The following is a 26,229-nucleotide window of genomic DNA, read 5'->3' as shown; positions in this document are numbered from 1 at the left end:
ACGGCTACCCAGTCGGCGCGCGATTAATGCCGCGATCAATGCCGCGATTAATGCTCCGTCTGAGAAGCCGCGGCGCGGGTAGTCGGAGAGACATGTCCCCCACCGTGGCGGTGATCGCCCACCGCAAGAAGACATTAGGCGCCGGCCTGGACCGGCTCCGGGTGCTCATCACCGAGGAAGGCGTCGGCGACCTGCTCTGGTACGAGGTGCCGAAGAGCAAGAAGGCGCCCAAGAAGGTGCGCAAGGCGCTGAAGAAGGGCGCCGAGCTGGTGTTCGTCTGGGGCGGCGACGGCATGGTGCAGCGGTGCGCCGACGCGCTCGCCGACTCCAAGGTGCCGATGGCCATCCTGCCCGCCGGCACCGCGAACCTGTTCGCCGGCAACCTCGGCATCCCCATCGACCTGGAGGAGGCCGTGCGGATCGGCTTCCACGGGCGGCGCGAGCGGCTGGACCTGGGCGTGGTCAACGGCGAGCACTTCGCCGTCATGGCCGGGGCCGGGTTCGACGCGGAGATGATCGCCGCGACCGACGGGGCGGCCAAGCGGAAGCTCGGCAGGCTGAGCTACGTCAAGGCGGCCGTCCAGGGCGTCGGCGGCCCGCTGGTGCCGATGACGATCGACGTCGACGGCACCACCTGGTTCGACGGCATGGCGAGCTGCCTGCTGCTGGGCAACGTGAGCACGATCGCGGGCGGCATCGAGGCGTTCGACGACGCCCGGCCGGACGACGGCTGGCTGGACGTGGGCGTCTCGACCGCCAAGGGCCCGGTGCAGTGGGCGCGGGTGCTCGGCAGGATGGCGGCCGGGCGCTCCGACGAGTCGCCGTTCGTGCGGATCACGCGGGCGCGCAAGGTGACGGCGAAGTTCGGGTCGCCGCTGACGTACGAGCTGGACGGCGGCGACCGGGACAGCGTCACGGAGATCGAGGCCGCGGCCGCGCCCGGCGCGCTCACGATCTGCCTGCCGAGGTGACCGGTGTCACCGCCTTGACCTGGACTCTCCGGTATGGCCGCGGCCGGCCTGGGTAGCGAACGACGCCTGACAGTAAGACACCCATGTCACGGCGCGTGCCGAGGAGTAGCTACCCATGAGCGAGTCAAACCCGATCAAGTCGGCGGTCGAGAAGGTCGTGGACACCGTCGCCCACCACGGTCACCCGGAGAAGGCCGAGATCCCCGGCGTCCCGAACAGCGAGCCGCCCTCGCTCGAGGAGCCGGTCGAGCCGCGCGAGCCGCTGGCGCCGAAGCCCGACCAGACGGGGCCGGACACCTACTCCCCCACCGGGCAGCCGACGGGCGCGTCGCAGGACGCGGTGGCGCAGGGCGGCGCGTTCCTGACCAGCGCCCAGGGGGTGCGGCTGCCCGACACCGACCACTCGCTCAAGGCCGGCCCGCGCGGCCCGGTGCTGCTGCAGGACTTCCACCTGCGCGAGAAGATCATGCACTTCGACCACGAGCGGATCCCTGAGCGGGTGGTGCACGCCCGCGGCTCGGCCGCCCACGGCGTCTTCCGTTCCTACGGCACCGCCGCGAACATCACCAAGGCCGCCTTCCTCGCCGAAGGGGCCGAGACGCCGGTCTTCGTGCGGTTCTCCACCGTGCTCGGCTCGCGCGGCTCGGCCGACACCGTACGCGACACGCGCGGCTTCGCGACCAAGTTCTACACCACGGAAGGCGTGTACGACCTGGTCGGCAACAACATCCCGGTGTTCTTCATCCAGGACGGCATCAAGTTCCCCGACGTCATCCACGCGGGCAAGCCGCACCCCGACCGGGAGATCCCGCAGGCGCAGAGCGCCCACGACACGTTCTGGGACTTCGTCTCCCTGCACACCGAGGCCACCCACCACACGATGTGGAACATGTCGGACCGCGGCATCCCCCGCTCCTTCCGGATGATGGAGGGCTTCGGCGTCCACACCTTCCGCCTGGTCAACGCCGAGGGCGCGACGACGCTGGTGAAGTTCCACTGGAAGCCGAAGCTCGGCGTGCACTCCCTGACGTGGGAGGAGGCGCAGCTCATCAACGGCGTGGACCCCGACTACCACCGGCGCGACCTCGCCGACGCGATCGAGGCGGGCGCGTACCCGCGGTGGGAGCTGGGCGTCCAGACCTTTCCCGACACCCCTGACCAGACGTTCGAGGGCATCGACCTGCTCGACCCGACGAAGATCGTGCCCGAGGAGCTGGCGCCGGTCCAGCCGATCGGCCTGATGGAGCTCAACCGCAACCCCTCCAACTTCTTCGCCGAGACCGAGCAGGTCGCCTTCCACGCCGGCCACCTGGTGCCCGGCATCGACATCACCGACGACCCGCTGCTGGCCGCCCGGCTGTTCTCCTACCTGGACACGCAGCTCACCCGGCTCGGCGGGCCCAACTTCCCGCAGATCCCGATCAACCGGCCGCACGCCCCGGTCAACGACATGCTGCGGGACGGCTTCCACCAGGACGCGGTGCACCGGGGGGTGGCGCCGTACCGGCCGAACTCGCTGGACGGCGGCTGTCCCTTCCAGGCGGGCGCGGCCGAGGGCGGCTACGTCGAGGTGCCGCTGGAGGTGGCGGGGCGGAAGGTGCGCGAGGCGCCCGCCTCGTACGCCGACCACTTCAGTCAGCCGCGGCTGTTCTGGCGCAGCATGTCTCCTGTCGAGAAGGAGCACATCATCGACGCCTACACCTTCGAGCTGGGCAAGTGCTACGAGCAGGCGGTGAAGGAGCGGCAGCTCAGGGTGCTGGCCAACATCGACCCGGTGCTGTGCCGTGAGGTCGCCCAGGGGCTGGGGCTGCCGGCGCCGGAGCCGACCGAGCCGCCGGCCGAACTGGCGCCGAGCCCCGCGCTGTCGCAGGTGGGCCGCGAGTGGCCGACCGACGGGCGGGTCATCGGCATCGTCGCCGACGAGTCCTGCGACCTCGGCGTGGTCGGCGCGGTGCGGGAGGCCGTGCTGGCCGCCGGCATGGTGCCGCTGATCATCGCGCCGAAGGGCGGCATGCTGGGGACGATGCCGGTGCAGCGGACGTTCCTGACCGCGCGCTCGGTCGAGTTCGACGCCCTGCTGCTGGCGGGCGCGCCGGCGCCGGGCAAGGACGCCTTCGGGGCGCGCGACGCCAAGGCGGGCAACCTCCTGCCGGACGCGGCCGTGGACCCGCGCGTCGTGCTCATGGTGATGGAGGTGTACCGGCACGCCAAGGCGATCGGCGGCTGGGGCACGGCGGCACAGGTGCTCACCCAGGCGGGCGTGCCCGAGCGGGCGCCCGGCGTGATCGTTGGCGAGGACGGCGAGCAGGTCCTGCGCGAGACGATCGGGCTGCTGGGGGCGCACCGGGTGTGGGAGCGGTTCCCGCCGGCCGCCTGATCGTACGGTGGGGGCCGGGTCCGCGCACCCGGCCCCCACCTTCCGGGTCGTGCCCGAAGAGGATCACGCCTGTTAAGTGGCCTTTTGCGACGTATGGGTAGGGGCGAAAACATGAGTCACCACACACCCGAGCATGACCCTCGCTCCCGTTTCGAGGACGAGGGCATCCCCGACCTGCAGGACGGCACGCCCCAGCAACAGTGGGCGGTGGACCCGCAGGAGGCCCCGCTGCCCGCCGACCACCCGGTGGCGGTGGACGACTTCGGCACCACCATCGACGAGCAGATCCAGGGCGAGTCGCTGAGCGGCCGGCTGGACCGCGAGGTTCCCGAGGACCAGCCGGTGTTCGGCGTGGCCGAGTCCGCCACGGCCGACCGGCTGCCCACCGACCAGGACGACGCGCCCGAGGTCGAGCGGGTGACCGAGGAGGGCGGCCTCGGCGTCGGCGCGGACCTGGACACGAGCTACGAGCGCGACGACGACGTGGACCCCGGCTGGGAGGCGCAGCCCGAGGAGCCCTCCGGCCAGGTCTGGGACGAGCCGCGCCGGGCCGGCCGGCTGGTCGCGCCCGACGAGGGGGCGCGCGGCGACGCCGAGCCCGACGAGATCGCCACGGAGGTGGGCCCGGACTCGGGCGGCTACAGCGCCGAAGAGGCCGCCATGCGGGTCGAGCCCGAATGAGGAGAGGGCATGTCTGACGAGAAGCGCACCGCGGAGACGCGTGCGGAACGCGAGCAACGCGACAAACGACGCGAGCAGGACCGGGGCACGACGTTCGACGCCGAGCTGCACAACATGGGCGGCGACGTCGGCCCCGCCTCGATCCGCGGCTCGAACCCGAGCCCCGGGTCGAAGCCCCGCGACGACGCCGAGCCGACGAGCGGCTACGCGACGCCCATGGGGTACACCACCGGCCGCGACGACGAATGGCCCGTGACCGCGGGCTCCGACGAGAAGGCGGTCGCGGCGCGTACCGACGAGATCGAGGGCCACGTCGCCACCTACGGCCCGAGCCCGCACCCCATGCCGCCCGACCGGCTGGAGCCGCAGGGCGAGGGCGGCGACCCCGGCTTCCGCGTCACCGGCCCCGTGGACGAGGCCGAGCACGGCATGGTCATCGACGACGAGGGCGAGCCGCCCTCCGAGCAGGAGCCCGGCCTGCCCGGCGGCGAGCACATCGGCGCGGGCGTGGACTGGGTGGCCTCCGACGAGGACGACCCGGACGGCGGCTCCGGCCGCACGGCCGACGACGACGGCGGCTACCTGCCCGGCGAGGGCACCGGCCGCCCCTACTGACGGACGAGAAGAGGAAGGGCGAGATGGCGGAGCTGCTGACGGGGGACTTCTACGCGTTCGAGGAACTGCTGGCCGGCGAGGAGCGCGAGACGCTGCTGCGGGTGCGGGAGTTCCTGCGCGAGAAGGTCGTCCCCATCGCCAACGACTACTGGGCCCGCGCGGAGTTCCCCACCCACCTGGTGAAGGAGTACGCCTCGCTCGGGATCGCCGGCCTCGCCTTCGAGGAGCTGCCGGGGCCGAAGCCGAGCAGCCTGCTCAGCGGCTTCCTCGCGATGGAGATGGCGCACGCCGACCCGTCGATGGCCACCTTCTACGGCGTGCACACGGGGCTCGCCATGGGCAGCATCGCCGCCTGCGGCTCGGCCGAGCAGCGGGCGCGCTGGCTGCCGGCGATGAGCGCGATGGAGCAGATCGGCGCGTTCGCGCTGACCGAGCCGGACGGGGGCTCGGACGTGTCCGGCGGGATGCGCACCACGGCCCGGCGGGAGGGCGACACGTGGGTGCTGGACGGCGCCAAGCGGTGGATCGGCAACGCCACCTTCGCCGACCTCGTCGTGGTCTGGGCCCGCGACGCGGAGGACGGGCACGTCAAGGGCTTCGTGGTGGAGAAGGACACCCCCGGCTTCACCGCCACCAAGATCGAGAACAAGATGGCGCTGCGTTCGGTCCAGAACGCCGACATCACGCTCGACGGCTGCCGGGTGCCCGAGGCGAACCGGCTGGAGGGCGCCAACTCCTTCCGCGACACGGCCGGCATCCTGCGCCGTACCCGGAGCGGGGTGGCCTGGCAGGCGGTCGGCGTGATGCTGGCCGCGTACGAGATCGCCCTCGCCTACGCGAAGGAGCGCGAGCAGTTCGGCCGGCCGATCGGCAAGTTCCAGCTCGTGCAGGACCTGCTGGTGCGGATGCTCGGCAACGCCACGGCCTCGCTCGGCATGGTGGTGCGGCTGGCCCAGCTCCAGGACGCCGGCACCTACCGGGACGAGCACTCGGCGCTGGCCAAGGCGTACTGCACGACGCGGATGCGGGAGGTCGTCGGCTGGGCGCGTGAGCTGCTCGCGGGCAACGGCATCGTGCTCGACTACGACATCGGCCGCTTCGTGGCCGACGCCGAGGCGCTCTACTCCTACGAGGGCACCCGCGAGATCAACACCCTCATCGTGGGCCGCGCGGTGACGGGGCTGAGCGCCTTCGTGTGATGAGCCCGGCCGCTCCCCGAGCCGCCGCGCGGCGTGCTCGTGGGAGCGGTCAGCACGAGGATCACCGCCGACAGCAGGCTCAGCACGACCACGACGAGCAGCACGCCCACCATCTGGCGGTTGCTCACGTGGCAGGCGTAGCGCTGCGGCCCCTGGCGGTTCAGCGCGTCGATCCTGCGGGTGAAGCCGGGATCGCCGCAGCGCAGGTCCTGCTCGATCTCCGCCAGCAGCCGCCGCTCGCGGTCGGACAGGCTCACCGCTCGATGCCGGCGCCGCTCTCCGGGCCCGGCAGCTCGTCCTCGTCGTGGCGGCGATAGGAGGTGTGCGGGTGGTGCATGTCGAACGCGGGCCGCTCCGAGCGGATCAACGGCATGCTGTCGAAGTTGTGCCGGGGCGGCGGGCAGGAGGTGGCCCACTCCAGCGAGTTGCCGTACCCCCACGGGTCGTCCACGGTGACGCGCGGGGCGTGCCGGGCCGTCCACCAGACGTTGTAGAGGAACGGCAACGTCGAAAGGCCGAGGATGAACGCGCCGACGGAGGAGATCTCGTTGAGCGTGGTGAAACCGTCGGCGGCGCTGTAGTCGGCGTAGCGGCGCGGCATGCCCAGGGCCCCGAGCCAGTGCTGCACCAGGAACGTGGTGTGGAAGCCGATGAACAGCAGCCAGAAGTGCCACTTGCCGAGGTGGTCGTTGAGCATCCTGCCGGTCATCTTCGGCCACCAGAAGTAGAACCCGGAGAACATGGCGAACACCACGGTCCCGAACACCACGTAGTGGAAGTGCGCGACGACGAAGTAGGAGTCGTGCAGGTGGAAGTCCAGCGGCGGCGAGCCGAGGATGACCCCGGTCAGCCCGCCGAGCAGGAAGGTGACGAGGAACCCGATCGCGAACATCATCGGCGTCTCGAACGACAAGTACCCGCGCCACATCGTGCCGACCCAGTTGAAGAACTTCACGCCCGTCGGCACCGCGATGAGGAACGTCATGAACGAGAAGAACGGCAACAGCACCTGCCCGGTGGCGAACATGTGGTGCGCCCACACCGTCATCGACAGCCCGGCGATGGCCACGGTCGCGCCCACCAGCCCCACGTAGCCGAAGATCGGCTTGCGGCTGAAGACCGGGATGACCTCGGTGATGATGCCGAAGAACGGCAACGCGATGATGTACACCTCGGGATGGCCGAAGAACCAGAACAGGTGCTGCCAGAGCATCGGCCCGCCGTTGGCCGGCGCGTAGACGTGGGTGCCGAGCTTGCGGTCGGCCTCCAGCGCGAGCAGCGCCGCCGTCAGCACCGGGAACGCCATGAGCACGAGCATGCTGGTCAGCAGCACGTTCCAGGTGAAGATCGGCATCCGGAACATGCTGAGGCCCGGCGCCCGCATGCAGATGATGGTGGTGAAGAAGTTCACCGAGCCGAGGATCGTGCCGAGACCGGACAACGCCAGACCCATCACCCACAGGTCGCCGCCCTGGCCGTGGCTGTAGGTGGCGCGCGACAGCGGCGTGTACGCGGTCCAGCCGAAGTCGGGCGAGCCGAAGTTGGTGAAGATGGCGCTGAACACGATGATCCCGCCGAACAGGAACAACCAGTAGCTGACCGCGTTCAGCCGGGGGAAGGCCACGTCCGGCGAGCCGACCTGGAGCGGCATGATCACGTTCGCGAAGCCGGCGAACAGCGGCGTGGCGAACAGCAGCAGCATCGCCGTGCCGTGCAGCGTGAAGAGCTGGTTGTACGCTTGCTGGCTCACCACCTGCAGGCCCGGCCGGGCCAGCTCGGCACGGATGATCAGCGCCATGATCCCGGCCAGGGTGAAGAAGACGAACGACGTGATGAGGTAGAGGTAGCCGATCACCTTGTGGTCGGTGCTCGTCAGCCATGACACGATCACCGCGCCCTTGCGGGGGTGGCGCACGGGCGCCAGCGGTGAGGTAAGGGGCTCCTCGCCAGGCCGGTACGTCGTCATCGCCACTCTCCGTCATGCGGGCACCACGCGTCGAACATCCGGTACCCGTGGCTTCTGACGGGAATCGCCTGATTACCGAGCGCGACCGAAGTCCTTGCGACCGGTTGGGCGGTACTCGACCGTTCTGAGCTGATGTGAGAGCCAGTCCACCACTTTGGCCACGAAACTGATCCGGTTGGCGACCTGGCGGATCTCGTGACCCTCGTCGTCGAAGAACAGCGCCTCGCAGGGCAGCCCCAGCGCGCGGGCGGCGGCGAGGACCTGCTCGGCCTCGTACAGCGGCACGTTCGTGTCCGCGGCGCCGTGCACGAGCAGCAGCGGGGCGGCCAGCCGGTCGAGCGCGCGCAGCGGCGACAGGGCGCGCAGCAGGTCGCGGTCGGCCTCCGGATGGCCGTACTCGCTGAAGGCGGCCTCGGCGATCCACGGCTCGGTGCGGGCGTAGAAGGTCTCGAAGTCGGCGATGCCGGCCACGTCCACGCCCGCCCGGAAGAGGCCGGGATGGGCGACCAGCGCCGCCAGCGTCAGATAGCCGCCGTACGACCAGCCCATGCAGGCCAGCCGGCCGGGATCGGCCAGGCCCAGGCGGACCAGCTCGGCCGCGCAGTCGGCCACGTCCTCGATGGCCCGAAAGCGCAGCGCTCCGTCGTCCGCGCGGCGGAAGGCGCGGCCGTGCCCGCCGGAGCCGCGCACGTTGGGGGCGAACACCCCGATCCCGGCGGCCAGCAGGTTCTGGAACAGCGGGTTGAACGTCGGGCGCTCCTCGTCCTCCGGGCCGCCGTGCAGGTAGAGCGCGTACGGGGCGGGCCCGGTGACGTGCGGCGGCCGGTACAGCCAGGCGGTCAGCTCCAGCCCGTCGCGGGCGCGCAGCCGTACCGGCTCGGCCCCGCCCGCCGCCTGCAGCGGACCCGCGCCCGCCACCCGCCGGTAGCGGCCCGTGCCGAGGTCGCACACCAGCACGTGGGACGGCTCCTCCGGGCTCTCCGCCGCGAGCGCGGCCAGCGTACCGTGCCAGGAGAGGCGGGCCGAGGTGACCACGGCGGCGGGCGGCGGCGGCAGCGCCCGCAGCTCGCCCCGGCCCAGGTCCAGGAGGTCGAGCTCGGAGCGGCCGTACCGGTTCCAGACCAGCAGCGCCCGGCGGCCGTCCGCGCTCAGCGCGAACCGGTCCAGCTCCGCGTCCTCGCGCTCGGCCAGCACCTCCGCCGGAGCCAGCGCGCCCCGGCGGGCGGCCAGCAGCGCGGCGCGGTCACGGCCCGCGTCGGTGACCAGGTAGGCGGTGCGGCCGTCCGGCGACAGCACGCCGAGGTCGGTGGTGCCGGTCAGGCCGGGCAGCAGCGGCTGCTCCACGCCGTTCGCGAGGTCGGCCACGTACATCCGGCGGGCGCCGCGCGGGCCGCGCCGCAACAACATCCTGGAATGGTCGCGGCTGACCGAGGCCGGCCACAGCAGGTGGCCGGCGGCGATCGGCCTGCGCCCGCCGGTGACGGCGTCCACCAGGACGGCGCTGGTCAGGCCGTCGGCGGCGGTCTCGGCGACGAGCAGCGTCTCGCCGCGGCCGGTCCAGCGCACCATCGACGCCGAACCGCCGGGCGGGGCGGCCAGCGTGCGCAGGTCGCCGCCGTGCGTCTGCACGGCCTCCACCTGCGTGTGCTCCCCGCCGCCCGGCGCGACCAGCACGGCCAGGTGCCCGCCCGTGGGCGCCCAGCTCACGTCCATGACCGGCTGCGGCCCGGTGTCCACCGGCCACGCCTCTGCGCCGTCCCGCAGTGGCTGGACCCAGACCTTGGGGTGGCCGTCGCGGTCGCTGACGTAAGCCACGGCGCTGTCGTCGGGGGCCAGCGCGGGCGCCAGGCAGCTCTCGGCGGTCAGGCTGGCGGGCGAGGGAACGTGCGCGAGCCCGCCCAGGTCCGGCGTCATGCGCCCCGTCATACCCCGTGGGCCTGCAGCCACATTTCGAGCAGGCCGAGCTGCCAGAGCGGGTTCACGCCGGTCGGCGTGCCGTCGGCGTCGGGGTCGGCGAGCAGGCGGGCGACGTACTCGGGGCGGAACAGGCCGCGCTCGCGGGCCGCCCGGCTGGTCAGCGCGTCGCGCACCAGGTCCAGGACGCGTCCGTCCACGTGCCGGATGGCCGGCACCGGGAAGTAGCCCTTGGGCCGGTCGATGACGTCGGCGGGCAGCAGGCGGCGGGCGGCGTCCTTGAGCACGCCCTTGCCGCCGTGCGCCAGCTTCAGCTCGGCGGGACAGGCCGCCGCCAGCTCCACCAGCTCATGGTCCAGGAACGGGGTGCGGGCCTCCAGCCCGTGCGCCATGGTCATGTTGTCCACCCGTTTGACCGGGTCGTCCACCAGCATGGCGGTGGTCTCCAGGCGCAGCACGGCGTCGAGCGCGGTGTCGGCGCCCGGCCTGGCCAGGTGCTCGCGGACGAACGCGCCGCTCGCGTCGTGATCCAGCAGGTGCCCGGACGCGAGGACGCGGGCCAGCTCGCCGTGCGGGCGGTCGAAGAACTCGCGGGCGTAGACCTCGGCGGCCCGCTCGCGCGGCACGTCCGCCAGCGGCGGGAACCAGCGGTAGCCGGCGAACACCTCGTCGGCGCCCTGGCCCGACTGCACCACCTTGACGTGCTGGGCGACCTCCTCCGACAGCAGGTAGAAGGCGACGCAGTCGTGGCTGACCATCGGCTCGCTCATGGCCAGCACCGCCCGCTCCAGGCCGTCGACGAGGCGGCTGTCGGGGATGCGGATGCGGTGGTGTGCGGTGCCGAAGCGCTCGGCCACCAGGTCGGAGTAGGCGAACTCGTCGCCCTTCTCGCCGCCCGCCGCCTCGAAGCCGATGCTGAACGTGGCCAGCCCCTCCTGCCCCTGCTCGGCCAGCAGCGCCACGATGAGGCTGGAGTCCAGGCCGCCGGACAGCAGCACACCCACCGGCACGTCGGCCACCATGCGGCGGCGCACCGCCGCGCGCAGCGCGTCCAGGACGGCCCGCCGCCACTCCTCCGCATCGAGACCGGCGTGCTCGGGCAGCGCGCCCCGGGTGTAGGGCGGGTCCCAGTAGCGGTGCTCGCGGCTCGTGCCATCCGGCTCGACCACGCGGACGGTCGCGGCGGGCAGCTTGCGCACCCCGGCGAGGATCGTACGCTCGCCCGGCACCAGCGCGTGGAAGGTCATGTAGTGGTGCAGGGCCACCGGATCGACGGCGGTGTCCACGTCGCCGGCGGCCAGCAGGGCGGGCAGTGATGAGGCGAAGCGCAGCCGGCGGCCGTTCTCGGCCAGGTACAGCGGCTTGATGCCGAGCCGGTCGCGGCCCAGCACCACGCGGCCGGTGTCGCGCTCGGCGACGGCGAAGGCGAACATGCCCTTGAAGCGCTCGACGCAGGCGGTGCCCCACCGGTGGTAGGCCTTCATCAGCACCTCGGTGTCGGAGGTGGAGTAGAAGCCGTAGCCGTCGCGGCGCAGCTCGTCGCGGAGCTCCGCGTAGTTGTACAGGCAGCCGTTGAACACCACCTCCAGCCCCAGCTCGCCGTCCACCATCGGCTGGGCCGCCTTGTCGGACAGGTCGATGATCTTCAGGCGGCGGTGGCCCAGCGCGACCGGGCCCTGCGACCACAACCCCGAGCCGTCCGGCCCTCGGTCGTGCATCGCCTCCGTCATCCGGTCCACCGCGGCGATGTCCGCCTCCTCGTCGTCGAAGCGGATCTCACCGCACAGGCCGCACATGATGAAAAACCTCCTTGTCGTCAGACCGCCGGCCGATGATCGGGCCGGGGGTCGGTTTGGGGGTCGGTCCGGGGGTCGGTCTGGTGGCCGGTCTGGTGGCCGGTCTGGTGGTCCGGCCGCGGGTCGGCTTGGTGGCCGGGCCGGGGGTCGGTTCGGTGGACGGTCTGGTGATCAGGCCGAGGGGCAGGCTCGGGCCCGGTCCCAAGCCGGTGATCAGGCTGATGTTCGGGCTCGAGACCAGGCCGGGCCTCGGGCCGGCGGTCTGGCCGGGCCTCGGGCCAGGGGTCGGGCGGGGCTGGGGCCCAGTCGCAGGAGCGGGTCTCGGCGAGCAGGAGGTCCACGACGTCCTCAAGTCGGCCGCGCCGGGCGTGGGCCGCCCGCTGCCGCGCCGCCGAGCTGCCCCGCGCCGGCGCCTGCCGGGCCAGCGCCGAGACCAGCTCCCAGTCGCCGACCTCCGTGAGGTGCGGGCGTGCCCGGTCGAGCAGGCGGGCGATCACCTCGGCCGCCGGGCGCGGCACCCCCTCCACCGGGTCGACCAGCTCGCCCTCCAGCCCCGAGCGCGCCGCCTGCCAGGTCGCCGCGCGTACCGCCTCCAGGCGCACCTCGCGCCCGGCCCCCCTGCGGGCCACCTCCAGCTCGGTGGCGACCAGCGCACGGAACAGCCCGGCGATCAGCACGACGTCCGCCAGCCGCGGGCAGGAGTCGCAGATGCGCAGCTCCACGGTGGGCAGGTGGCAGGAGGGCCGGATGTCGAAGTAGATCATCCCGGGGTCGGCGATCACCCCGGAGCGGATCAGCGCGTCGATCATCTGCTGGTACTCGGCCGCCGAGCCGTAGGACGCCATCGGGCCGGTGGTGGGCCAGCGCTGCCACACCAGGGTGCGGTAGCTGGCGTAGCCGGTGTCGGCGGCGTCCCAGAACGGGGAGCTGGCGCTGAGCGCCAGCAGCGGCGGCAGCCACGGCGCGAGCCGGTGCGCGACGGCCACGGCCAGCTCCCGGTCGCGTACCTCGGCGTGCACGTGCATGCCGCAGATGAGCTGCTCGCGGGTGAGCACCTGGAAGTCGATGAGCATCCGCTCGTAGCGGGGGTCGGGGAAGATCTTGAGCTGGTCCTCGTCCACGAGCTGCGGGCTGCCCGCGGCCACGACGCCGAGGCCGAGCGCCTCCGCCTCGCGGACCAGCGCGGCGCGCATGCCGCACAGGTCGCGGGCCAGCTCGGTCAGGCCACGGAAGGGCAGGCTGTTGGACTCCACCATCGAGCGCTGCAGCTCGTGCGTGAAGCGGGCAGGGGGCAGTGCCGCCAGCAGCAGTCCCGACCGGGCCGCCAGGTGGCGGGTCCGCAGGTCCACGACGTGAAACTCCTCCTCCACCCCCACCTTGATGGGCTCTCCTGGCTCCGGCACGGCCATCACCCCCGACATCGCGCCCTAAAGGGTGACACTCCCCCATAAATCGCAGGTTTAGCATCGTCCTTCATCAGATGCCTCCGAGGAGACCCCCGCCTTCAGGCGGGGGAGGAATCGGACTCCTGCGGAGCAGGGCGGGAGCAGGCGGTACGCCGCCAGGAGAACCGCCGTCGTCTTTTCGAATCGGCCGGTGCGCGAGCGATCTCGCACATACAATCGAAAGGTGGCGCAGCTCGTGAAGCGGGCCTACAAGTACCGCTTCTACCCGACCCTCGAACAGGCCGAAGAGCTTGTCCGGACGTTCGGCTGCGTACGCCTGGTCTACAACAAGACTCTTGAAGAGCGGACCCGCGCCTACAAGCTGGAAGGCCGCGGCGTCTCCTACACCGAGTCGTCGGCCACGCTGACCGTCTGGAAGAAGACACCCGAGCTGGCGTTTCTGAACGAGGTGTCGTCGGTGCCGTTGCAGCAGGCGCTGCGGCATCTGCAGGCGGCGTTCGCGAACTTCTTCGCCCGCCGGGCCAAGTACCCCACGTTCAAGAGCAAGAAGCGGTCGCGGGCGTCGGCCGAATACACCCGTTCGGCGTTCCGCTGGCGTGACGGCCGGCTCACCCTGGCGAAGATGAACACCCCGCTGGACATCGTGTGGTCGCGCCCGCTGCCCGAGGGAGCCGAGCCGTCCACGGTCACCGTGTCGAAGGACGCGGCGGGGCGGTGGTTCGTGTCCCTGCTGGTGGAGGAGAAGATCGCGCCGTTGCCGCCGGTCGAGCGGTGGACGGGCGTGGACGCCGGCCTGACCGCGCTGCTGACGCTGTCGTGCGGTGAGCAGATCGTCAATCCGCGTCATGAGCGTCGTGAGCGGCGTCGGCTGGCCAAGGCGCAGCGAGCCCTGGCCCGTAAGGAGAAGGGGTCGAACAACCGGGCCAAGGCCCGGCTGCGCGTGGCGAAGATCTACGCCCGGATCGCCGACCGGCGCCGGGACTACCTGCACAAGGTCACCACACGGCTGCTTTCCGAGAATCAAGTGATCGCCGTGGAGGACCTGGCCGTCCGCAACATGGTCAAGAACCGCAGGCTGGCCCGCGCCATCTCCGACGCCGGCTGGCGGGAACTGCGGTCCATGCTGGAGTACAAGACGGACTGGTACGGCCGCACGCTGGCGGTCGTGGACCGCTTCTTTCCCTCCTCCAAGCTGTGCTCGATCTGCGGGACGCTGCAGGAGCAAATGCCGTTGAGCGTCCGCAAGTGGACCTGTGGGTGCGGTGCGGTCCATGACCGGGAGGTGAACGCGGCCAGAAACGTGCTCGCCGCCGGGCTGGCGGAGAGCTGAAACGCCTGTGGAGCTGGTGTAAGACCTCAACGAGACTCCTCTCGGGCGGGCGATCAGCAATGAAGCAGGAAGACCGGCCGGCGACGGTCGGAACCCCCTCGTTCACGAGGGGGAGGATGTCCTAGACTCCGACGAATGTCCTTGCCCCCTGCCCGGCTGGCTTGGCTGGACGCCCTCCGGGGGCCGGCGGCGCTGGCCGTCACCGCGCACCACGGCGGCTGGACCTTCGTCCCCGCCCTCTACGCCGTCGTCGACGCCCGCGTCGATCTGGGCACGTGGGGGGTGTTCGTGTTCTTCCTGGTGAGCGGCTACATCATCCCCGCCTCGCTGGAGCGGCGCGGCGACGTACGCGGCTTCTGGACCGGGCGGGCCTTCCGCCTTCTCCCGCTCCTGCTCGCCGCCTGCTGCGCGGCGCTCCTGCTGGCCGCCGCCGGGCTGGTCCCGCTCGCCTCCGGGCTCGGCTCCCGCCCGCTCCCCCTCGTCGCGCTCGGCAACGTGGCGATGCTCCAGGAGCTGCTCAACCTGCCCGCCGTCGTGTCCGTGACGTGGACGCTGTCGTACGAGATGGCGTTCTACCTCATCAGCGTGGCCCTCTACGTGACCGGCCAGGCCCGCAGGTCGGCGGGGATCTCCCTGGCCCTGGCGGTCGCCGCCGTGCCGTTAGGACTGCTCATGCCGCGCGCCGTGATCGGCCGCGGCGACCTGCTCGCCGCGCTGCTCTGCCTCGCCGTGGTGGCCGCCGTCGCGGTGACCGCGCTGGCCGGCGGCCGGGCCCGTACGGCGGCCGCCGTCACGGGCGGCCTGCTCGGCCTCGCGCTGGTGGTCGCCGGCAGCCGGGGCGGCACCTGGCAGGGCGTGATCATCCTGGCCGCCATGTTCGCGGGCACCGCCGTGTACCGGGCCGAACGCGGCGAGATCCCGTGGCGGGCGGCGGCCATCGCCGTGGCGGCCGTGCTCGGCTGCGGGATCCCGGCCAAGGACGACCCCGGCTGGGCGCCGGCGCTCGTGCTGGCCTTCGCCGTGTTCGGGCTGGCGTTCGCGCTGCGCGGGCGGGCCTTCCCGCGCTGGCTGACCTGGCTCGGCGTGGTCAGCTTCTCGCTCTATCTGCTGCATCCGCTCCTGCTGCATCTCGCGCCCAACCTCGGGGTGTACTACCTCGTGCTCGTCCCGTTGAGCGGGGTGACGTACCGCCTGATCGAGGCGCCGGCGCAGCGGCTGGGACGGCGGCTGCGCAAGCCGCAGAACGCCTAGATTGTCCCCATGCCCCTGACCCTCCGCGATCTCAACCGCGCCACCCTGGCCCGGCAGTTCCTGCTGCGCCGGGAGCCGCTGGACGTCGCCCCCGCGGTCCGCCGCCTGGTCGGGCTGCAGGCGCAGCAACCCGCCTCGCCCTACCTCGCGCTCTGGAACCGGCTCGCCGGGTTCGACCCGGCCGCGCTGGACGCGGCGTTCGCCGGCGGCTCGCTGGTGAAGGCCACGCTCATGCGGATCACCCTGCACGTGGTGCACGCCGACGACCATCCGGCCATGCATCTCGCCCTGCGGCGGACGCTGCGGGGCTCGCGGCTCGGCGACCGGCGCTTCGCCGAGACCGGCCTCACGCCCGCCGAGGCCGACGCTCTGGTGCCCGACCTGCTGGTCTTCGCCGCCGACCGGCCGCGTACGGGCGCCGAGATCGAGGCGTGGATCGCCGAGCGCGCGCCCCTGTCGCCGAGGAACGTGCTGCGGGTGATGCGCTCGATCGCGCCGCTGCGGCACGCGCCGACCGGAGGGGCGTGGTCGTTCGGGCCGAGGCCCGCGTACCTGGCCGCCCTGCCGGGCGCCGTCCCCGGGGACGAGGACGACTGCCTGCGGGAGCTCACCCTGCGGTATCTGGAGGCGTTCGGGCCCGCTTCGGTCCTGGACGTGGCCCAGTTCGCGATGGTCCACCGGCCACGGGCGCGCGCGGCCCTCCAGGCGCTGTCCGACGGGCTGGAGCGCCTGGAGGGGCCGGACGGCACGGAGCTGTTCGACGTGCCGGGGGCGCCGCGGCCCGGCGCGGACACGCCCGCCCCGCCCCGGCTCATGGCCATGTGGGACAACGTGCTGCTCGCCTACGCCGACCGGGCCCGCGTCATCCCACCCGCGTACCGCAAGCTCGTCATCCGCGCCAACGGCGACGTCCTGCCCACGCTGCTCGTGGACGGCCACGTGGCCGGGGTGTGGCGGCCGGCGGAGGGCGGCATCGAGGCCTCCGCCTTCCACCCCCTGCCCGAGGAGACGTGGGACGCGCTCGCCGCCGAGGCCAGGGAGTTGCTGGCGCTGCTGGCCGGTCGCGACCCGCGCGTGTACCTGAGCTACGCCCGCTGGTGGGGCGCCCTGCCGGCGGCCGAGATACGGATCCTGCCTGCCTGACCGCGTTTGGCCCGCTCGTGGCGGGGCACCGGGGCGGTCGCTGGGAGGAGTGGGATGGCGCGCAAGCTGCTGGCGATGGGCAACCCGGCCGCGGGCGGGGACGACGAGGCGACCCGCCGGGCGGTGCTCGGCGTGCTCGGCGGCGGGGCGGACGTGGTCTTCCACGCCCTGGAGCGGCCGGACGACCTGGACCGGGCGCTCGCCGAGCACCCCGGCCGCGAGCCCGTCGTGCTCGGCGGCGACGGCACCCTGCACCGGGTGGTGGCGGCGCTGCTGGCCCGCGGCGAGCTGGAGCGCCGCCAGGTGGGTCTGATCCCGATGGGCACCGGCAACGACCTGGCCCGGACGCTCGGCATCCCGCTGGACCCCGTCGAAGCCGCACGCGTCGTCCTGGACGGCACGCCCCGCCCCCTGGACCTGCTCGTCGAGGACGAGGACGAGGACGGGGGCGGGGGGATCGTGCTCAACGCCGTGCACGTGGGCGTCGGCGCGGAGGCCAGCCGGCGGGCGACGCCGCTCAAGCCGGTCCTGCGCCGGGCCGCGTACGCCGCCGGCGCGCTGCTCGCGGGCGTGCGCAGCAAGGGCTGGCGGCTCCGGGTGCGCGTGGACGGCGAGCTGGTCGCCGACGGGCGCCGCCGGGTCCTCATGGTGGGCGTCGGCAACGGCGCCTCGATCGGCGGCGGCACTCCCCTGGCCCCCGGCGCGCGTCCCGACGACGGCCTCGCCGACGTGGTCGTCTCCTACGCGGTCTCGCCGTGGGGGCGGCTGGCGTACGGGGTGCTGCTGCGGCTCGGCCGGCACCCGGAGCGGGACGACGTGGCGACGTTCCGGGGACGCGCGGTCGTGGTCGAGGGCGAGCCGGTGCCGGCCAACGCCGACGGCGAGCTGTGCCCGCCCGCTCCGCGCCGCTCCTGGACCCTCCGTCCGGCCGCCTGGCGGGTCGTCGCGCCGCGTTCCTGACCGCGGGGCCCGCTCCTCTCAGGCTTCCCGGAGGTCGCGGCGCTGCTCGGCGAAGCGCGTGGTCTCCACGGTGACCAGCACGACCAGGACGAGCGTCAGCCCCGCCAGCGCGGCCAGCGGCGGCAGCGCGATCGCCGCCGGCAGCCCGGCCAGCAGCGCGCCGATGGCGAGCAGCCGCGGCAGGCTGAGCACGCCGTGCATCAGGCCGCCGAACAGCACGTGCCCGCCGAGGTAGAGTGCGGCGCCGCCGTACAGGACGGACGCGTGGAAGCCGCCGAGCGCCACGCCCTCGCCCGCGTGGGCCAGCACGCCCTGGACGCCGAGCCCGGTCACGATGACGCCGGCCACGATGGGGAAGTGCCCGTAGGTGTAGCCCTCCACGACCATCTTGACGCGGATCACACCGAGCGCGCGCACCAGCCGGTGCTCGGCCGCCGGTGCGACCACGTCGAAGTACAGCCACCACAGGCACACGGCCACCGCGATCCCGAGCACGGCCCCGGCGAGCAGCGGGACGCTCACCGCCCGCCCCGCGACCCCCACGCCGGCGGCCACGGCCGACTCGCCGATGGCGAGCAGCACGAACAGCCCGTGCCGTTCGCTCCACCGCGCCGCGTCGCCGACCCGCAGGCCGCCGCGGCGCGCGGCCAGGTGCGTCCCGGCCCGGTCCACGGCGAGCGCCCCGGCGAACAGCACCGTCTGCGCCCATCCGCCGAGCAGCGCGCCCGCCACCAGCAGCGGCACGACCGCCAGCAACGTCGCCCAGGAGAGCCCGAGCCTGCGGCGCGCCCCTTCGCCGCCCCCGGCCACCGTTTCCACGACGGTCCCGTCCACGGCGGACCGCACGGTGAGGTACGTGGCCCGCACCAGCACGTACGCCCCCACGAGCACGAGCGGCCCGTCCAGCCCGCCCGGCGTGTCCCGCCACGCCTCGGGGATCGTCAGCGCCATGACGATCACCGCGGCGCTCGCCACCGCCATGCCGCCGCGTACCACGCCGTCGTCGGCGCGTGCCTGGTTGCCGAGCCAGGTGTAGCCCTCCCACGTCCACCACAGCAGCGCGAGCAGCAGCAGCCCTTGGAGCAGTCCGTGGACGTTGTGCTCGCCCGCCATGAGGACGGTCACCCGGGTCGCCGCGAACACGAAGACCAGGTCGAAGAAGAGCTCGAAGGCCGTCGTCCGGTGGCTTTCCCCCGCCTGGCCGGTCACGCTCGATAACCTCGGCCCGCGCCGCGGGTCCCCCTGCTCGGCCATGGCCGGCCACCCCATTCCCTTCCCGGATCGATTGCCGACGGGAAGGTTATAGGCGGTTATAGGGGGACGTCTCCACGATCACCCTGTTTTCCGCGATCTGTAAGGGTTCGCCATGCCCGCGTCCCGCGCCGCGCGAGGTCCGCACCGGCTCCCGCCCGCCCCTGCCGCCGCGGCCCGCGGCCGTCCGTTCCGGACGCGGTGGGTCGGCCGACGAGGCCGCCATCGAAAAAATCACACGGGGCCTCGCCAACCCCACAAACCTCACTCAGCCCATAAGCCCGAAAAATCACAACCCCGGAACCGCCCGCAGATTCGATCATTCAGCGGCCCGTCTATCCCCTTCTTCGGGTTCCACCGAACCATCGTCGACGTGCATGAATAGGAAGCCATTTCTTGATCGAACAACCCCGCGCAGCCCTCGTCGCCGCGATTCTGGTCACAAACATTTCCCGAAATAACCGGTCTACCGCATTGCGATTGACTGGAATTGTTGGAACATATGGTCAGAGTCATCGAGTGAGGTCCGAAGATCGTCAACCCCGGACGGGTGGCGGCGTGGGAAAGGGGCAACGCTCATGCACCAAAGGGCTGTCCGAAACCTGGCCAAGCTCGAAACGACGCAGGCGCGCATGACGCGCCTTTTCGACGCAGCGGCCGGCGGGAAGAACAACTTCCAGGCGGACAAGGACATGGTGCGCCATTTCGAGCAAGCCGCTCCCGTCGTCACCACCGCCGCCCGCGCCGTCCTGCAGTTCCTCTCCCGCGTCATTCGCCATCTGGCCGCCCACGAGGGCGTCGACCAATTCATGATCATCGGCAGTGGCGTGCCCAGCGGCCTCCCGCCCGGCCGCCGCCTGCACGACCTCGCCCGCCAGGCCTCCCCCAGCCCCGCCGTCCGGACCGTGTACGTCGAGAACAACCCGATGGTCGTCACCATGGCCCAGGCCACCATCGAACCCTTCTCCGATCTGGTCCGGGTCGTGGACGGCGACGTCCACGAGATCGACGAGATGCTCGGCGACCGGGTCGTCCAGACCTTCCTCGACTGGGACCGGCCCATAGCGGTCCTGCTGCTGTCCGCGCAGAGCCTCGACGACGAGGAGTACGCCCACTACGTCATCAAGCGCCTGCGCCACACGGCTCCGGCGGGCAGCTTCCTCGCCCTGGCGCACACCACGTTCGACGCCGTCCCCCAGGAGCTGCTCCCCGCCGTCCGCGACATGCTCGCCATGACGCTCCCGCGTCTCGCCATCCGTACGAAGGAGGAGGTCGAGGCCCTGCTGGACGGCCTGGACCTGGTGGACCCCGGCCTCGTCTGGGTGCCCGAGTGGCACGCCGGCGCCCCCGGCGACGCCGCCCCGGAGGACGACGACGCCGCCTGCGCCGACCAGCCCGCCGCCTCGGGCAACTACGGAGCCGTGGCGCACATCCCCTGACCGCGCCACCCCCGGAAACGGCGCGGCCGCGCGCCCCGGGCGGGGCGCGCGGCCGTCACGGCATGGCGGGCGTCAGGCGATGTACAGGTCGAAGCCGCCGTTCGCGGACCTGCCGTCGGTGCCGACGACGCGCACCGCGATGGTGTTGGGCTGGTTGTCGCACTGCTGCGACGGGAAGCGGTAGGCGATGGACAGCACCCGCGCGTCGGTCCGTGAGGTGAGCTGGATCAGCGCGTCCCTCGTGTCGATGGGGGGCGCGATCTGCACGCAGTAGCGGCCGTCGCTCGGGCGCCACGTCCGGATGACGTTCTTGCCGTCGATCAGGGCGCCCCACTGGTCCACGATCGCCGCGGCGCGGGCGTTCGGCGCCTTGATGTCGGCGTGTGCTGCGGAGCCGGCGGCGGTGACGAGACCGGCGGCCGCAAGGGCGAGGCAGCCCGCCAGAGCACGACGAAGCATTCGGTTTCCCCCTTTGGGTAACTCACGGATAGGAGCCACGACAGAACGTAATTTCACCGGCCTGCCTGCGGCGCGAGCCACCCCGGAGTGCGGCGCCAAAGATTTTTTGGCCGGCGCCTCGTGAACTTCTGGAGGGCTTCGAACGTCTGAGCGCCTCCGCCGCGCCCCCGGCGCGAGGCCGGGCGCTCTACGACCCCGTGGTGAGGTCATGACCTGAGGCTCTATGAGAGCAGACCTCCGCCTGTAACCGGCCTGCTACTTTCTGCTACGTACCGGCCACAATACGCGGAATGGGAGTTCGATGATGAAGATCGCCTGCGTCGGCGGCGGGCCCGCCAGCCTGTACTTCTCGATCCTCATGAAGCGGATTGACGCCTCCCACGAGATCACGGTCTACGAGCGGAACCCGGCCGGCTCGACCTACGGCTGGGGTGTGACGTACTGGGTGCAGCTCCTGGAGAACCTGTACGCCCTCGACCCGGCGTCCGCCCAGGCCATCAGGGAGAACTCCGTCCACTGGGACAACTGGGTGGTCGAGCTCCAGGAGCGCGCGACGCTCATGATGGAGCACAGTGACGACGGCTTCGGCATCGGCCGCAAGACCCTGCTCGACATCCTCGGCCGCCGCGCGGGCGAACTCGGCGTCCAGATCGCGTACGAGCACGAGATCACCGGCCCAGACGCACCCGAGCTGGCCGGCATGGACGTGGTCGTGGCGGGCGACGGGATCAACAGCAAACTGCGCGAGCCGCACGCCGAGCACTTCGGCTCCGAGTTCACCGTCGGCCGCAACGTCTACATGTGGCTCGGCACGACGAAGATCTTCGACTCGTTCGTCTTCTCGTTCGTGGAGACCGCGCACGGCTGGATCTGGTGCTACGGCTACCCGTACGGCAACGAGCACAGCACCTGCGTGATCGAGTGCGCGCCCGCGACCTGGACGGGCCTCGGCCTCGACGGGGCGAGCGAGGCCGACAGCCTGGCGGTGCTGGAGAAGCTGTTCGCCGGCGTCCTGGACGGCCACCCGCTGATCGGCCGCGAGCAGCCCGACGGCAGCGCTCACTGGCTCCGGTTCCGCACCCTCACCAACCGCAGCTGGCACCGCGGCAACCTGGTCCTGCTCGGGGACGCCGCGCACACCACCCACTACTCCATCGGCGCGGGCACCGCGCTGGCGCTGGGTGATGCCGCCTTCCTGGCCGACGCGCTGCGCATCGAGCCCGACCCGCGGGCCGCGCTCGCCCGCTACTCGCGCAAGCGCATCCCCTCCATCCGGCCCACCCAGCGCTCGGCCCGCAACAGCGCCCGCTGGTACGAGAACCTGCCCCGCTACGCCGCCCTCGCGCCGCACCAGTTCGTCGCGCTGCTCGGCCAGCGGCACGGCACGCTGCTCGGGCGGGTGCCGCCGAGGCTCTACTACCACGTCGGCCGCGCGGTGGAGGGCCTGCAGATGGGGACGGACTGGGTGGCCGCGAAGTTCGGCCGCGTCCCGACCTGCGAGTGCTGCCGCCCGCGGCCCACGGAGGGCGGGTAATCAGGCCACCGTTCGTGGGCAGGGGGTGAGGAACCGAGATCGCACGAGCGAACAGCACCCCGGAGGACGGCTCATGACATCGACACCCGGCCCGCCCCGTCCTGAAGAGCACGGCCCGCCGGCGGTGTCGCCGCAGGCCACCGCGGCGGAACGGGAGATCGCCCGCGTCACCGAGCCGGCCCGGCTGCTGCGCATGAGCGACATGGTGCGCATGCTGCTGGACGAGGCCCAGGACACGACCCTGGACGAGCGCGCCCGCGACCAGCTCAAGCACATCCACCTGCAGGCCATCGAGGAGATCGGCGATTCGGTGGCGCCCGAGCTGCGGGAGGAGCTCGAACGCCTCATGCCCGAGGAGCCGCCCGGCCTGCCCAGCCAGGCGGAGCTGCGCATCATGCAGGGCCAGCTCGTGGGCTGGCTGGACGGCGTCTTCCAGGGCATCAAGGCCGGGCTGGCGCTCCAGCAGGCCGGCGCCCGGCCGTCGCGGCCCGAGGGCCAGGGCCACGAGCTGCCGGACCGGCCGCGCGGCACGGGCCCGTACCTGTGAGGCCCCGGCCTCAGCCGCGCCTGGCGGCGGGCCAGCCGTATCCCCAGCCGCCCTGGATCATCGTCTGGAAGGCCCAGCCGTCCTCGGTGCGCACCAGCAGGTCGGCGTAGTGCATCTCCTGCTCCTCGCCCTCGATGGTCATGGTGGCCCGCGTCTCGACGACCACCAGATTCGGGCTCAGGAAGTGCGGGGTCCGCCGCGAGCGGAGGTCCAGCCCGGCCGTGCCGCCGCCCATCGCCTCCTTCATCGCCTCCAGGTACTCCTCGCGCGTCCACTGCCGGACCGCCGCGTGGCCGCCGGGCACGTCGGTGGCCACGTTCATGGGGAAGACGCCCAGGTCGGCCAGCTTGTCGAGCTCACCCCGCTCGGCCCGCGCGTCGTACTCGGCGAACCATTCCTCGATGCTCTTCAGCTCTTCGGCGCTCGGCTGATACATGCGCGACTCCCTTGTCCTCGTGGCTTGCCGTACGCCGTACCGTACAGCATACGGATCGGCGACGCAAAAAGGCGGCGTCCGGCACTGCCGGACGCCGCCTGAATGCGCGGAGCCGTGAGGTCAGAGGTGCGACTTGACGCGGAACTCGTCCGAGATTCCGCAGGAGGGGCCGTTCGGGCCGCCGATGCGGACCCCGTTGAAGAAGTCGCGGTAGGTGCTGTAGAAGTTGCCCTTCCCGCGTGGCGCGGTCGTGGCGGTGCAGCCGCCCCAGTTGGCCTCGGAGTAGAGGTGGATGACGGAGTCGGTACGGTTCCAGTCGGACTTGGCACGGTCGGCCATGCCGTAGACCGCCAGGTCGGGGACGTTGGCGTTCAGCTCGACGATGTCGCCCGTGCCGTTGAGGCCGCTGAACAGGCAGTAATAGCCCTCATGGCAACGGTCGTAGCCGTCGGCGGCCTGCGCCGGGGCGGACATGAGGGGCAGCGCGAGCGCCACGATCGGCAGAGTCAGAAGCGGGTGTAACTTCTTGCCCATTTCACCTCTTCGGATGAAAGTTTCTTTCGCCGGTGGGCCGAACATACCTCGCCGATCTTCGTCAAGAAAGTCTTGACTCGGGCGGGGTTCCGTGCCCACCGGCCACTGCCTGGGCATTTGCTAATTCCGCGCGCGGCTCTCCGACATGCTGCTGGCGATCAGCTCGTGGTGGCGTACGACCTCGGCGATGATGAAGTTCAGGAACCGCTCGGCGAAGACCGGATCGAGCTTCGACTCCTCGGCCAGGCCGCGCAGCCGGCGGATCTGCCGCGCCTCGCGTTCGGGGTCCGCAGGCGGCAGCCGGTGCTCCGCCTTGAGCCGGCCGACCTCCTGCGTGCACTTGAACCGCTCCGCCAGCAGGTGTACGAGGGCGGCGTCGAGGTTGTCGATGCTGGCGCGGAGCCGCTGGAGCTCCTCGAGGACGGCCTCCTCCGTGAGGGGCTGGGAGTTTTCCATGCGGGACAGCCTGCCATTAATCAGGCAAGCTACTCACATCGGGCACCTCACCCCAGGTCGGTCACCCCGCACACCTCGCACCGATAGAGCGTGCCCCTGCCGTCCTCGCCGAACTCGTTCCACCAGTGGGCGTTGCCGGCCAGGTTGGACGGGTCACCAGAGCAGAACATGCGGGATCCGGCAGGATCGGCGGGAGTGGCGGTCGAGGGCATGTCGTCTCCAGGCAGAGGGGGTCGGATGTCGAATGTGTTGACCTCGTGCTTCTGCCCGAAGGAAGAGATCTGAAACCTTACGTGATGGGAAGAGACGCAGGTCACTCCGGCGAGTAAGCCGCCCGGAAGAGCGGCCGGAACCCCTCATCGCGGCCCCCTACCCGCGAGTAGAAGTCGTTTGAGACAGATTCATAACGGTATGGGACCTGGTGAGCAGGGGGAGACAGAGATCGCCCCGCTTGGGGGCCTTCCTGCAAAGGGAGGCAGAACAGGCGGTCTCGGCAATCGTGGGACCGCCGGATCGGGGGAACCCAATGCGCAAGACACTCACCGGACTGGGACTGGCGTTCTTCCTGACGCTCGCCCCGGCCGCCGCGGCCACGGCCGAGACGCCAGTCGCGCCCGTGGCGCACGGTCAGGTCACTCCTGCGCCGCAGGACAACACCAGACAGAGCGACGGCGGCGGCAATGCCGGTCTGTGGGGCCTGCTGGGCCTGCTCGGACTTCTGGGCTTCGCCGGCATGCGGCGCCGTGAGCACCACGACGTCGGCACCGCCGAGCACGTCGGCAATCGCAACATGCGCCGGTAGCACGCCGGCGTTCTCATCCGGGGGCCCGCCGTACGCGACGGGCCCCCATCCATGACACCGGCCCAATCTTGACTGTGCCATATGTCCGAATTGTGATGCTTTGTGCGGATTACGGGTACGTGGACCGTGAATCACACGAACAAAGGGGGGAAATCGTCGTGGCACTGCAAACAGAGATCCGGCACTTGTTCGACTGCCACCTCGTGGGGTCGGACGGGCAGCCCATCGGCCAAGTAGGCCAGGTGTACCTCAATGACCGCACCGGCGATCCGGAGTGGGTCACCGTCCGGACGGGGATGTTCGGCATGAAGGAGACCTTCGTGCCCCTCTCCGGTTCCCACCGCACCGGGGACGAGATCCGTGTCCCCTTCGACAAGGAGAAGATCAAGGACGCACCGAACATCGACGTGGACGGCCATCTGACCATCGAGGAGGAAGCGCGGCTCTATCGCCACTACGGCCTCCAGCCGCCGGCCGTCCCGCAACAGCGCAGCACGTCGCCCACCGGCGAGGCCCGCCCTGGAACCGTCCCCGGCCCGGCCACGCCGACCAGGCCCACCGCGTCCACCACGCCCACCACGCCCACCACGCCCACCACGCCCGCCGCCGGCCCGACAGGCACCCGCGGGGACATGGGCGACATGGAGCGGATACGCCGCGAGCACGAGACGGGCGTGACCGGCGGCATGGGACCCGAGACGGCGATGGGCCGCACGGGGGAGATGGCCGATTCCGACATCGACATGACCATTTCCGAGGAGCGGCTCCGCATCGGCAAGGAGACCGTGGAGAGCGGCCGGGTGCGGCTGCGCAAGTACGTTCAGACCGAGAACGTGCAGGAGACCGTACCGCTCAGCCACGAGGAGGTGGTGATCGAGCGCGTGCCGATCCGCGAGGGCGAGGCGGTCACGGGCTCGTACGACATCGGCGAGGACGAGCAGAGCATGACGCTGCACGAGGAGCGCGCGGTCATCGGCAAGGAGACCCGGCCCGTGGAGCACATCCACGCGCACAAGCAGTCCGTCGAGCAGGAGAAGACGGTGAGCGGACAGGTCCGCAAGGAGCACTTGGAGATCGACGAGGTCGAGACGCCCCTCGACACCAAGCGGGACGACCGCCGGCCGCCGCTGTAGGCGCTCACCCGCCCGCCGGCGGCAGCGGG

General features: G+C 71.7%; 24 protein-coding genes and 1 pseudogene. 14 read left to right on the top strand and 11 right to left on the bottom strand.

Annotated features, from left to right (window positions below):
- The first annotated feature begins 92 nt into the window (after positions 1–92).
- The 5 genes from SMD20_RS41650 to SMD20_RS41630 all read left to right on the top strand — a co-directional run bounded on the left by SMD20_RS41650 (position 93) and on the right by SMD20_RS41630 (position 5,843).
- Positions 93–971, top strand: coding sequence for a diacylglycerol/lipid kinase family protein (locus SMD20_RS41650; protein ID WP_329591800.1), 879 nt, complete (start codon positions 93–95; stop codon positions 969–971).
- A gap of 115 nt (positions 972–1,086) precedes the next feature.
- Positions 1,087–3,348, top strand: coding sequence for a catalase (locus tag SMD20_RS41645; RefSeq protein WP_329591799.1), 2,262 nt, complete (start codon positions 1,087–1,089; stop codon positions 3,346–3,348).
- A gap of 111 nt (positions 3,349–3,459) precedes the next feature.
- Entirely contained in the window at positions 3,460–4,029 is a 570-nt protein-coding gene (locus SMD20_RS41640; protein WP_329591798.1) for a DUF5709 domain-containing protein, read from the top strand.
- 9 nt (positions 4,030–4,038) lie between these two features.
- Complete coding sequence (locus SMD20_RS41635) at positions 4,039–4,644, top strand: hypothetical protein (RefSeq protein ID WP_329591796.1); 606 nt, start codon at positions 4,039–4,041, stop codon at positions 4,642–4,644.
- Between the two features lie 23 nt (positions 4,645–4,667).
- Entirely contained in the window at positions 4,668–5,843 is a 1,176-nt protein-coding gene (locus SMD20_RS41630) for an acyl-CoA dehydrogenase family protein (protein ID WP_329591795.1), read from the top strand.
- On the opposite strand, the gene SMD20_RS41625 is transcribed toward SMD20_RS41630, so the two are convergent.
- The 5 genes from SMD20_RS41625 to SMD20_RS41605 all read right to left on the bottom strand — a co-directional run bounded on the left by SMD20_RS41625 (position 5,771) and on the right by SMD20_RS41605 (position 12,922).
- Positions 5,771–6,100, bottom strand: a complete 330-nt coding sequence (locus SMD20_RS41625) for a DUF3040 domain-containing protein (protein WP_329591793.1) — start codon at positions 6,098–6,100, stop codon at positions 5,771–5,773. The genes SMD20_RS41630 and SMD20_RS41625 overlap by 73 nt on opposite strands.
- Positions 6,097–7,809 (bottom strand): aa3-type cytochrome oxidase subunit I, encoded by a 1,713-nt coding sequence (gene ctaD, locus SMD20_RS41620; protein ID WP_329591792.1) that lies wholly within the window; start codon positions 7,807–7,809, stop codon positions 6,097–6,099. The genes SMD20_RS41625 and ctaD overlap by 4 nt, the downstream gene beginning before the upstream one ends.
- Before the next feature lie 72 nt (positions 7,810–7,881).
- A complete protein-coding gene (locus SMD20_RS41615) occupies positions 7,882–9,723 on the bottom strand; it encodes a S9 family peptidase (RefSeq protein WP_329591791.1) in 1,842 nt (613 codons plus the stop codon).
- Between the two features lie 8 nt (positions 9,724–9,731).
- Positions 9,732–11,519 carry an N-acetylglutaminylglutamine amidotransferase gene (locus SMD20_RS41610; RefSeq protein ID WP_329591789.1) on the bottom strand — a complete coding sequence of 596 codons (1,788 nt, stop codon included), beginning with the start codon at positions 11,517–11,519 and terminating at the stop codon, positions 9,732–9,734.
- Positions 11,520–11,539: 20 nt separating this feature from the next.
- Positions 11,540–12,922: a glutamate--cysteine ligase gene (locus SMD20_RS41605; RefSeq protein ID WP_329591787.1), complete on the bottom strand. Its 1,383-nt coding sequence runs from the start codon at positions 12,920–12,922 to the stop codon at positions 11,540–11,542.
- Positions 12,923–13,148: 226 nt separating this feature from the next.
- On the opposite strand from SMD20_RS41605, the pseudogene SMD20_RS41600 reads away from it, so the two are divergent.
- The 4 genes and pseudogenes from SMD20_RS41600 to SMD20_RS41585 all read left to right on the top strand — a co-directional run bounded on the left by SMD20_RS41600 (position 13,149) and on the right by SMD20_RS41585 (position 17,609).
- Positions 13,149–14,380 (top strand): annotated as a pseudogene (locus tag SMD20_RS41600) (RNA-guided endonuclease InsQ/TnpB family protein).
- A 10-nt stretch (positions 14,381–14,390) separates the two neighbouring features.
- Positions 14,391–15,506 (top strand): acyltransferase family protein, encoded by a 1,116-nt coding sequence (locus tag SMD20_RS41595; protein ID WP_329591785.1) that lies wholly within the window; start codon positions 14,391–14,393, stop codon positions 15,504–15,506.
- A gap of 9 nt (positions 15,507–15,515) precedes the next feature.
- Entirely contained in the window at positions 15,516–16,649 is a 1,134-nt protein-coding gene (locus tag SMD20_RS41590; RefSeq protein ID WP_329591783.1) for a winged helix DNA-binding domain-containing protein, read from the top strand.
- 54 nt (positions 16,650–16,703) lie between these two features.
- Entirely contained in the window at positions 16,704–17,609 is a 906-nt protein-coding gene (locus SMD20_RS41585; RefSeq protein ID WP_329591782.1) for a diacylglycerol/lipid kinase family protein, read from the top strand.
- Between the two features lie 18 nt (positions 17,610–17,627).
- Here the strand turns inward: SMD20_RS41585 and SMD20_RS41580 are convergent, their stop codons facing one another.
- Positions 17,628–18,818: a low temperature requirement protein A gene (locus SMD20_RS41580; RefSeq protein ID WP_329591780.1), complete on the bottom strand. Its 1,191-nt coding sequence runs from the start codon at positions 18,816–18,818 to the stop codon at positions 17,628–17,630.
- 620 nt (positions 18,819–19,438) lie between these two features.
- On the opposite strand from SMD20_RS41580, the gene SMD20_RS41575 reads away from it, so the two are divergent.
- On the top strand, positions 19,439–20,299 hold the full coding sequence (locus SMD20_RS41575) for an SAM-dependent methyltransferase (RefSeq protein ID WP_329591779.1): 861 nt from the start codon (positions 19,439–19,441) through the stop codon (positions 20,297–20,299).
- Between the two features lie 72 nt (positions 20,300–20,371).
- On the opposite strand, the gene SMD20_RS41570 is transcribed toward SMD20_RS41575, so the two are convergent.
- A complete protein-coding gene (locus SMD20_RS41570; RefSeq protein ID WP_329591777.1) occupies positions 20,372–20,758 on the bottom strand; it encodes a hypothetical protein in 387 nt (128 codons plus the stop codon).
- A gap of 301 nt (positions 20,759–21,059) precedes the next feature.
- Here SMD20_RS41570 and SMD20_RS41565 point away from each other — a divergent pair, with 301 nt between their 5' ends.
- A complete protein-coding gene (locus SMD20_RS41565; RefSeq protein WP_329591775.1) occupies positions 21,060–22,292 on the top strand; it encodes an FAD-dependent monooxygenase in 1,233 nt (410 codons plus the stop codon).
- 73 nt (positions 22,293–22,365) lie between these two features.
- The gene (locus SMD20_RS41560) at positions 22,366–22,839 is read left to right on the top strand and encodes a proteasome activator (RefSeq protein WP_329591773.1); all 474 of its coding nucleotides are present in this window, start codon (positions 22,366–22,368) and stop codon (positions 22,837–22,839) included.
- Between the two features lie 10 nt (positions 22,840–22,849).
- Here the strand turns inward: SMD20_RS41560 and SMD20_RS41555 are convergent, their stop codons facing one another.
- From SMD20_RS41555 to SMD20_RS41540, 4 genes are all read right to left on the bottom strand, one after another.
- On the bottom strand, positions 22,850–23,275 hold the full coding sequence (locus tag SMD20_RS41555; RefSeq protein ID WP_329591771.1) for a nuclear transport factor 2 family protein: 426 nt from the start codon (positions 23,273–23,275) through the stop codon (positions 22,850–22,852).
- 120 nt (positions 23,276–23,395) lie between these two features.
- Positions 23,396–23,809 carry a peptidase inhibitor family I36 protein gene (locus tag SMD20_RS41550; protein WP_329591769.1) on the bottom strand — a complete coding sequence of 138 codons (414 nt, stop codon included), beginning with the start codon at positions 23,807–23,809 and terminating at the stop codon, positions 23,396–23,398.
- Between the two features lie 120 nt (positions 23,810–23,929).
- On the bottom strand, positions 23,930–24,265 hold the full coding sequence (locus SMD20_RS41545) for a chorismate mutase (RefSeq protein ID WP_329591767.1): 336 nt from the start codon (positions 24,263–24,265) through the stop codon (positions 23,930–23,932).
- Between the two features lie 47 nt (positions 24,266–24,312).
- Positions 24,313–24,477 (bottom strand): hypothetical protein, encoded by a 165-nt coding sequence (locus tag SMD20_RS41540; RefSeq protein WP_177240487.1) that lies wholly within the window; start codon positions 24,475–24,477, stop codon positions 24,313–24,315.
- 314 nt (positions 24,478–24,791) lie between these two features.
- On the opposite strand from SMD20_RS41540, the gene SMD20_RS41535 reads away from it, so the two are divergent.
- Positions 24,792–25,067, top strand: coding sequence for a WGxxGxxG family protein (locus SMD20_RS41535; RefSeq protein ID WP_329591765.1), 276 nt, complete (start codon positions 24,792–24,794; stop codon positions 25,065–25,067).
- 158 nt (positions 25,068–25,225) lie between these two features.
- A complete protein-coding gene (locus SMD20_RS41530; protein WP_329591763.1) occupies positions 25,226–26,200 on the top strand; it encodes a PRC and DUF2382 domain-containing protein in 975 nt (324 codons plus the stop codon).
- The last annotated feature ends 29 nt before the right edge of the window (positions 26,201–26,229 follow it).

Origin of the sequence: Nonomuraea sp. LP-02, from assembly GCF_036289125.1 — a bacterium.
In the GTDB taxonomy this organism is placed as follows: Bacteria; Actinomycetota; Actinomycetes; order Streptosporangiales; family Streptosporangiaceae; genus Nonomuraea; species Nonomuraea bangladeshensis.
Note: the sequence above shows the minus strand (reverse complement) of the source record. Positions and strands in the feature narration are given on the sequence as shown.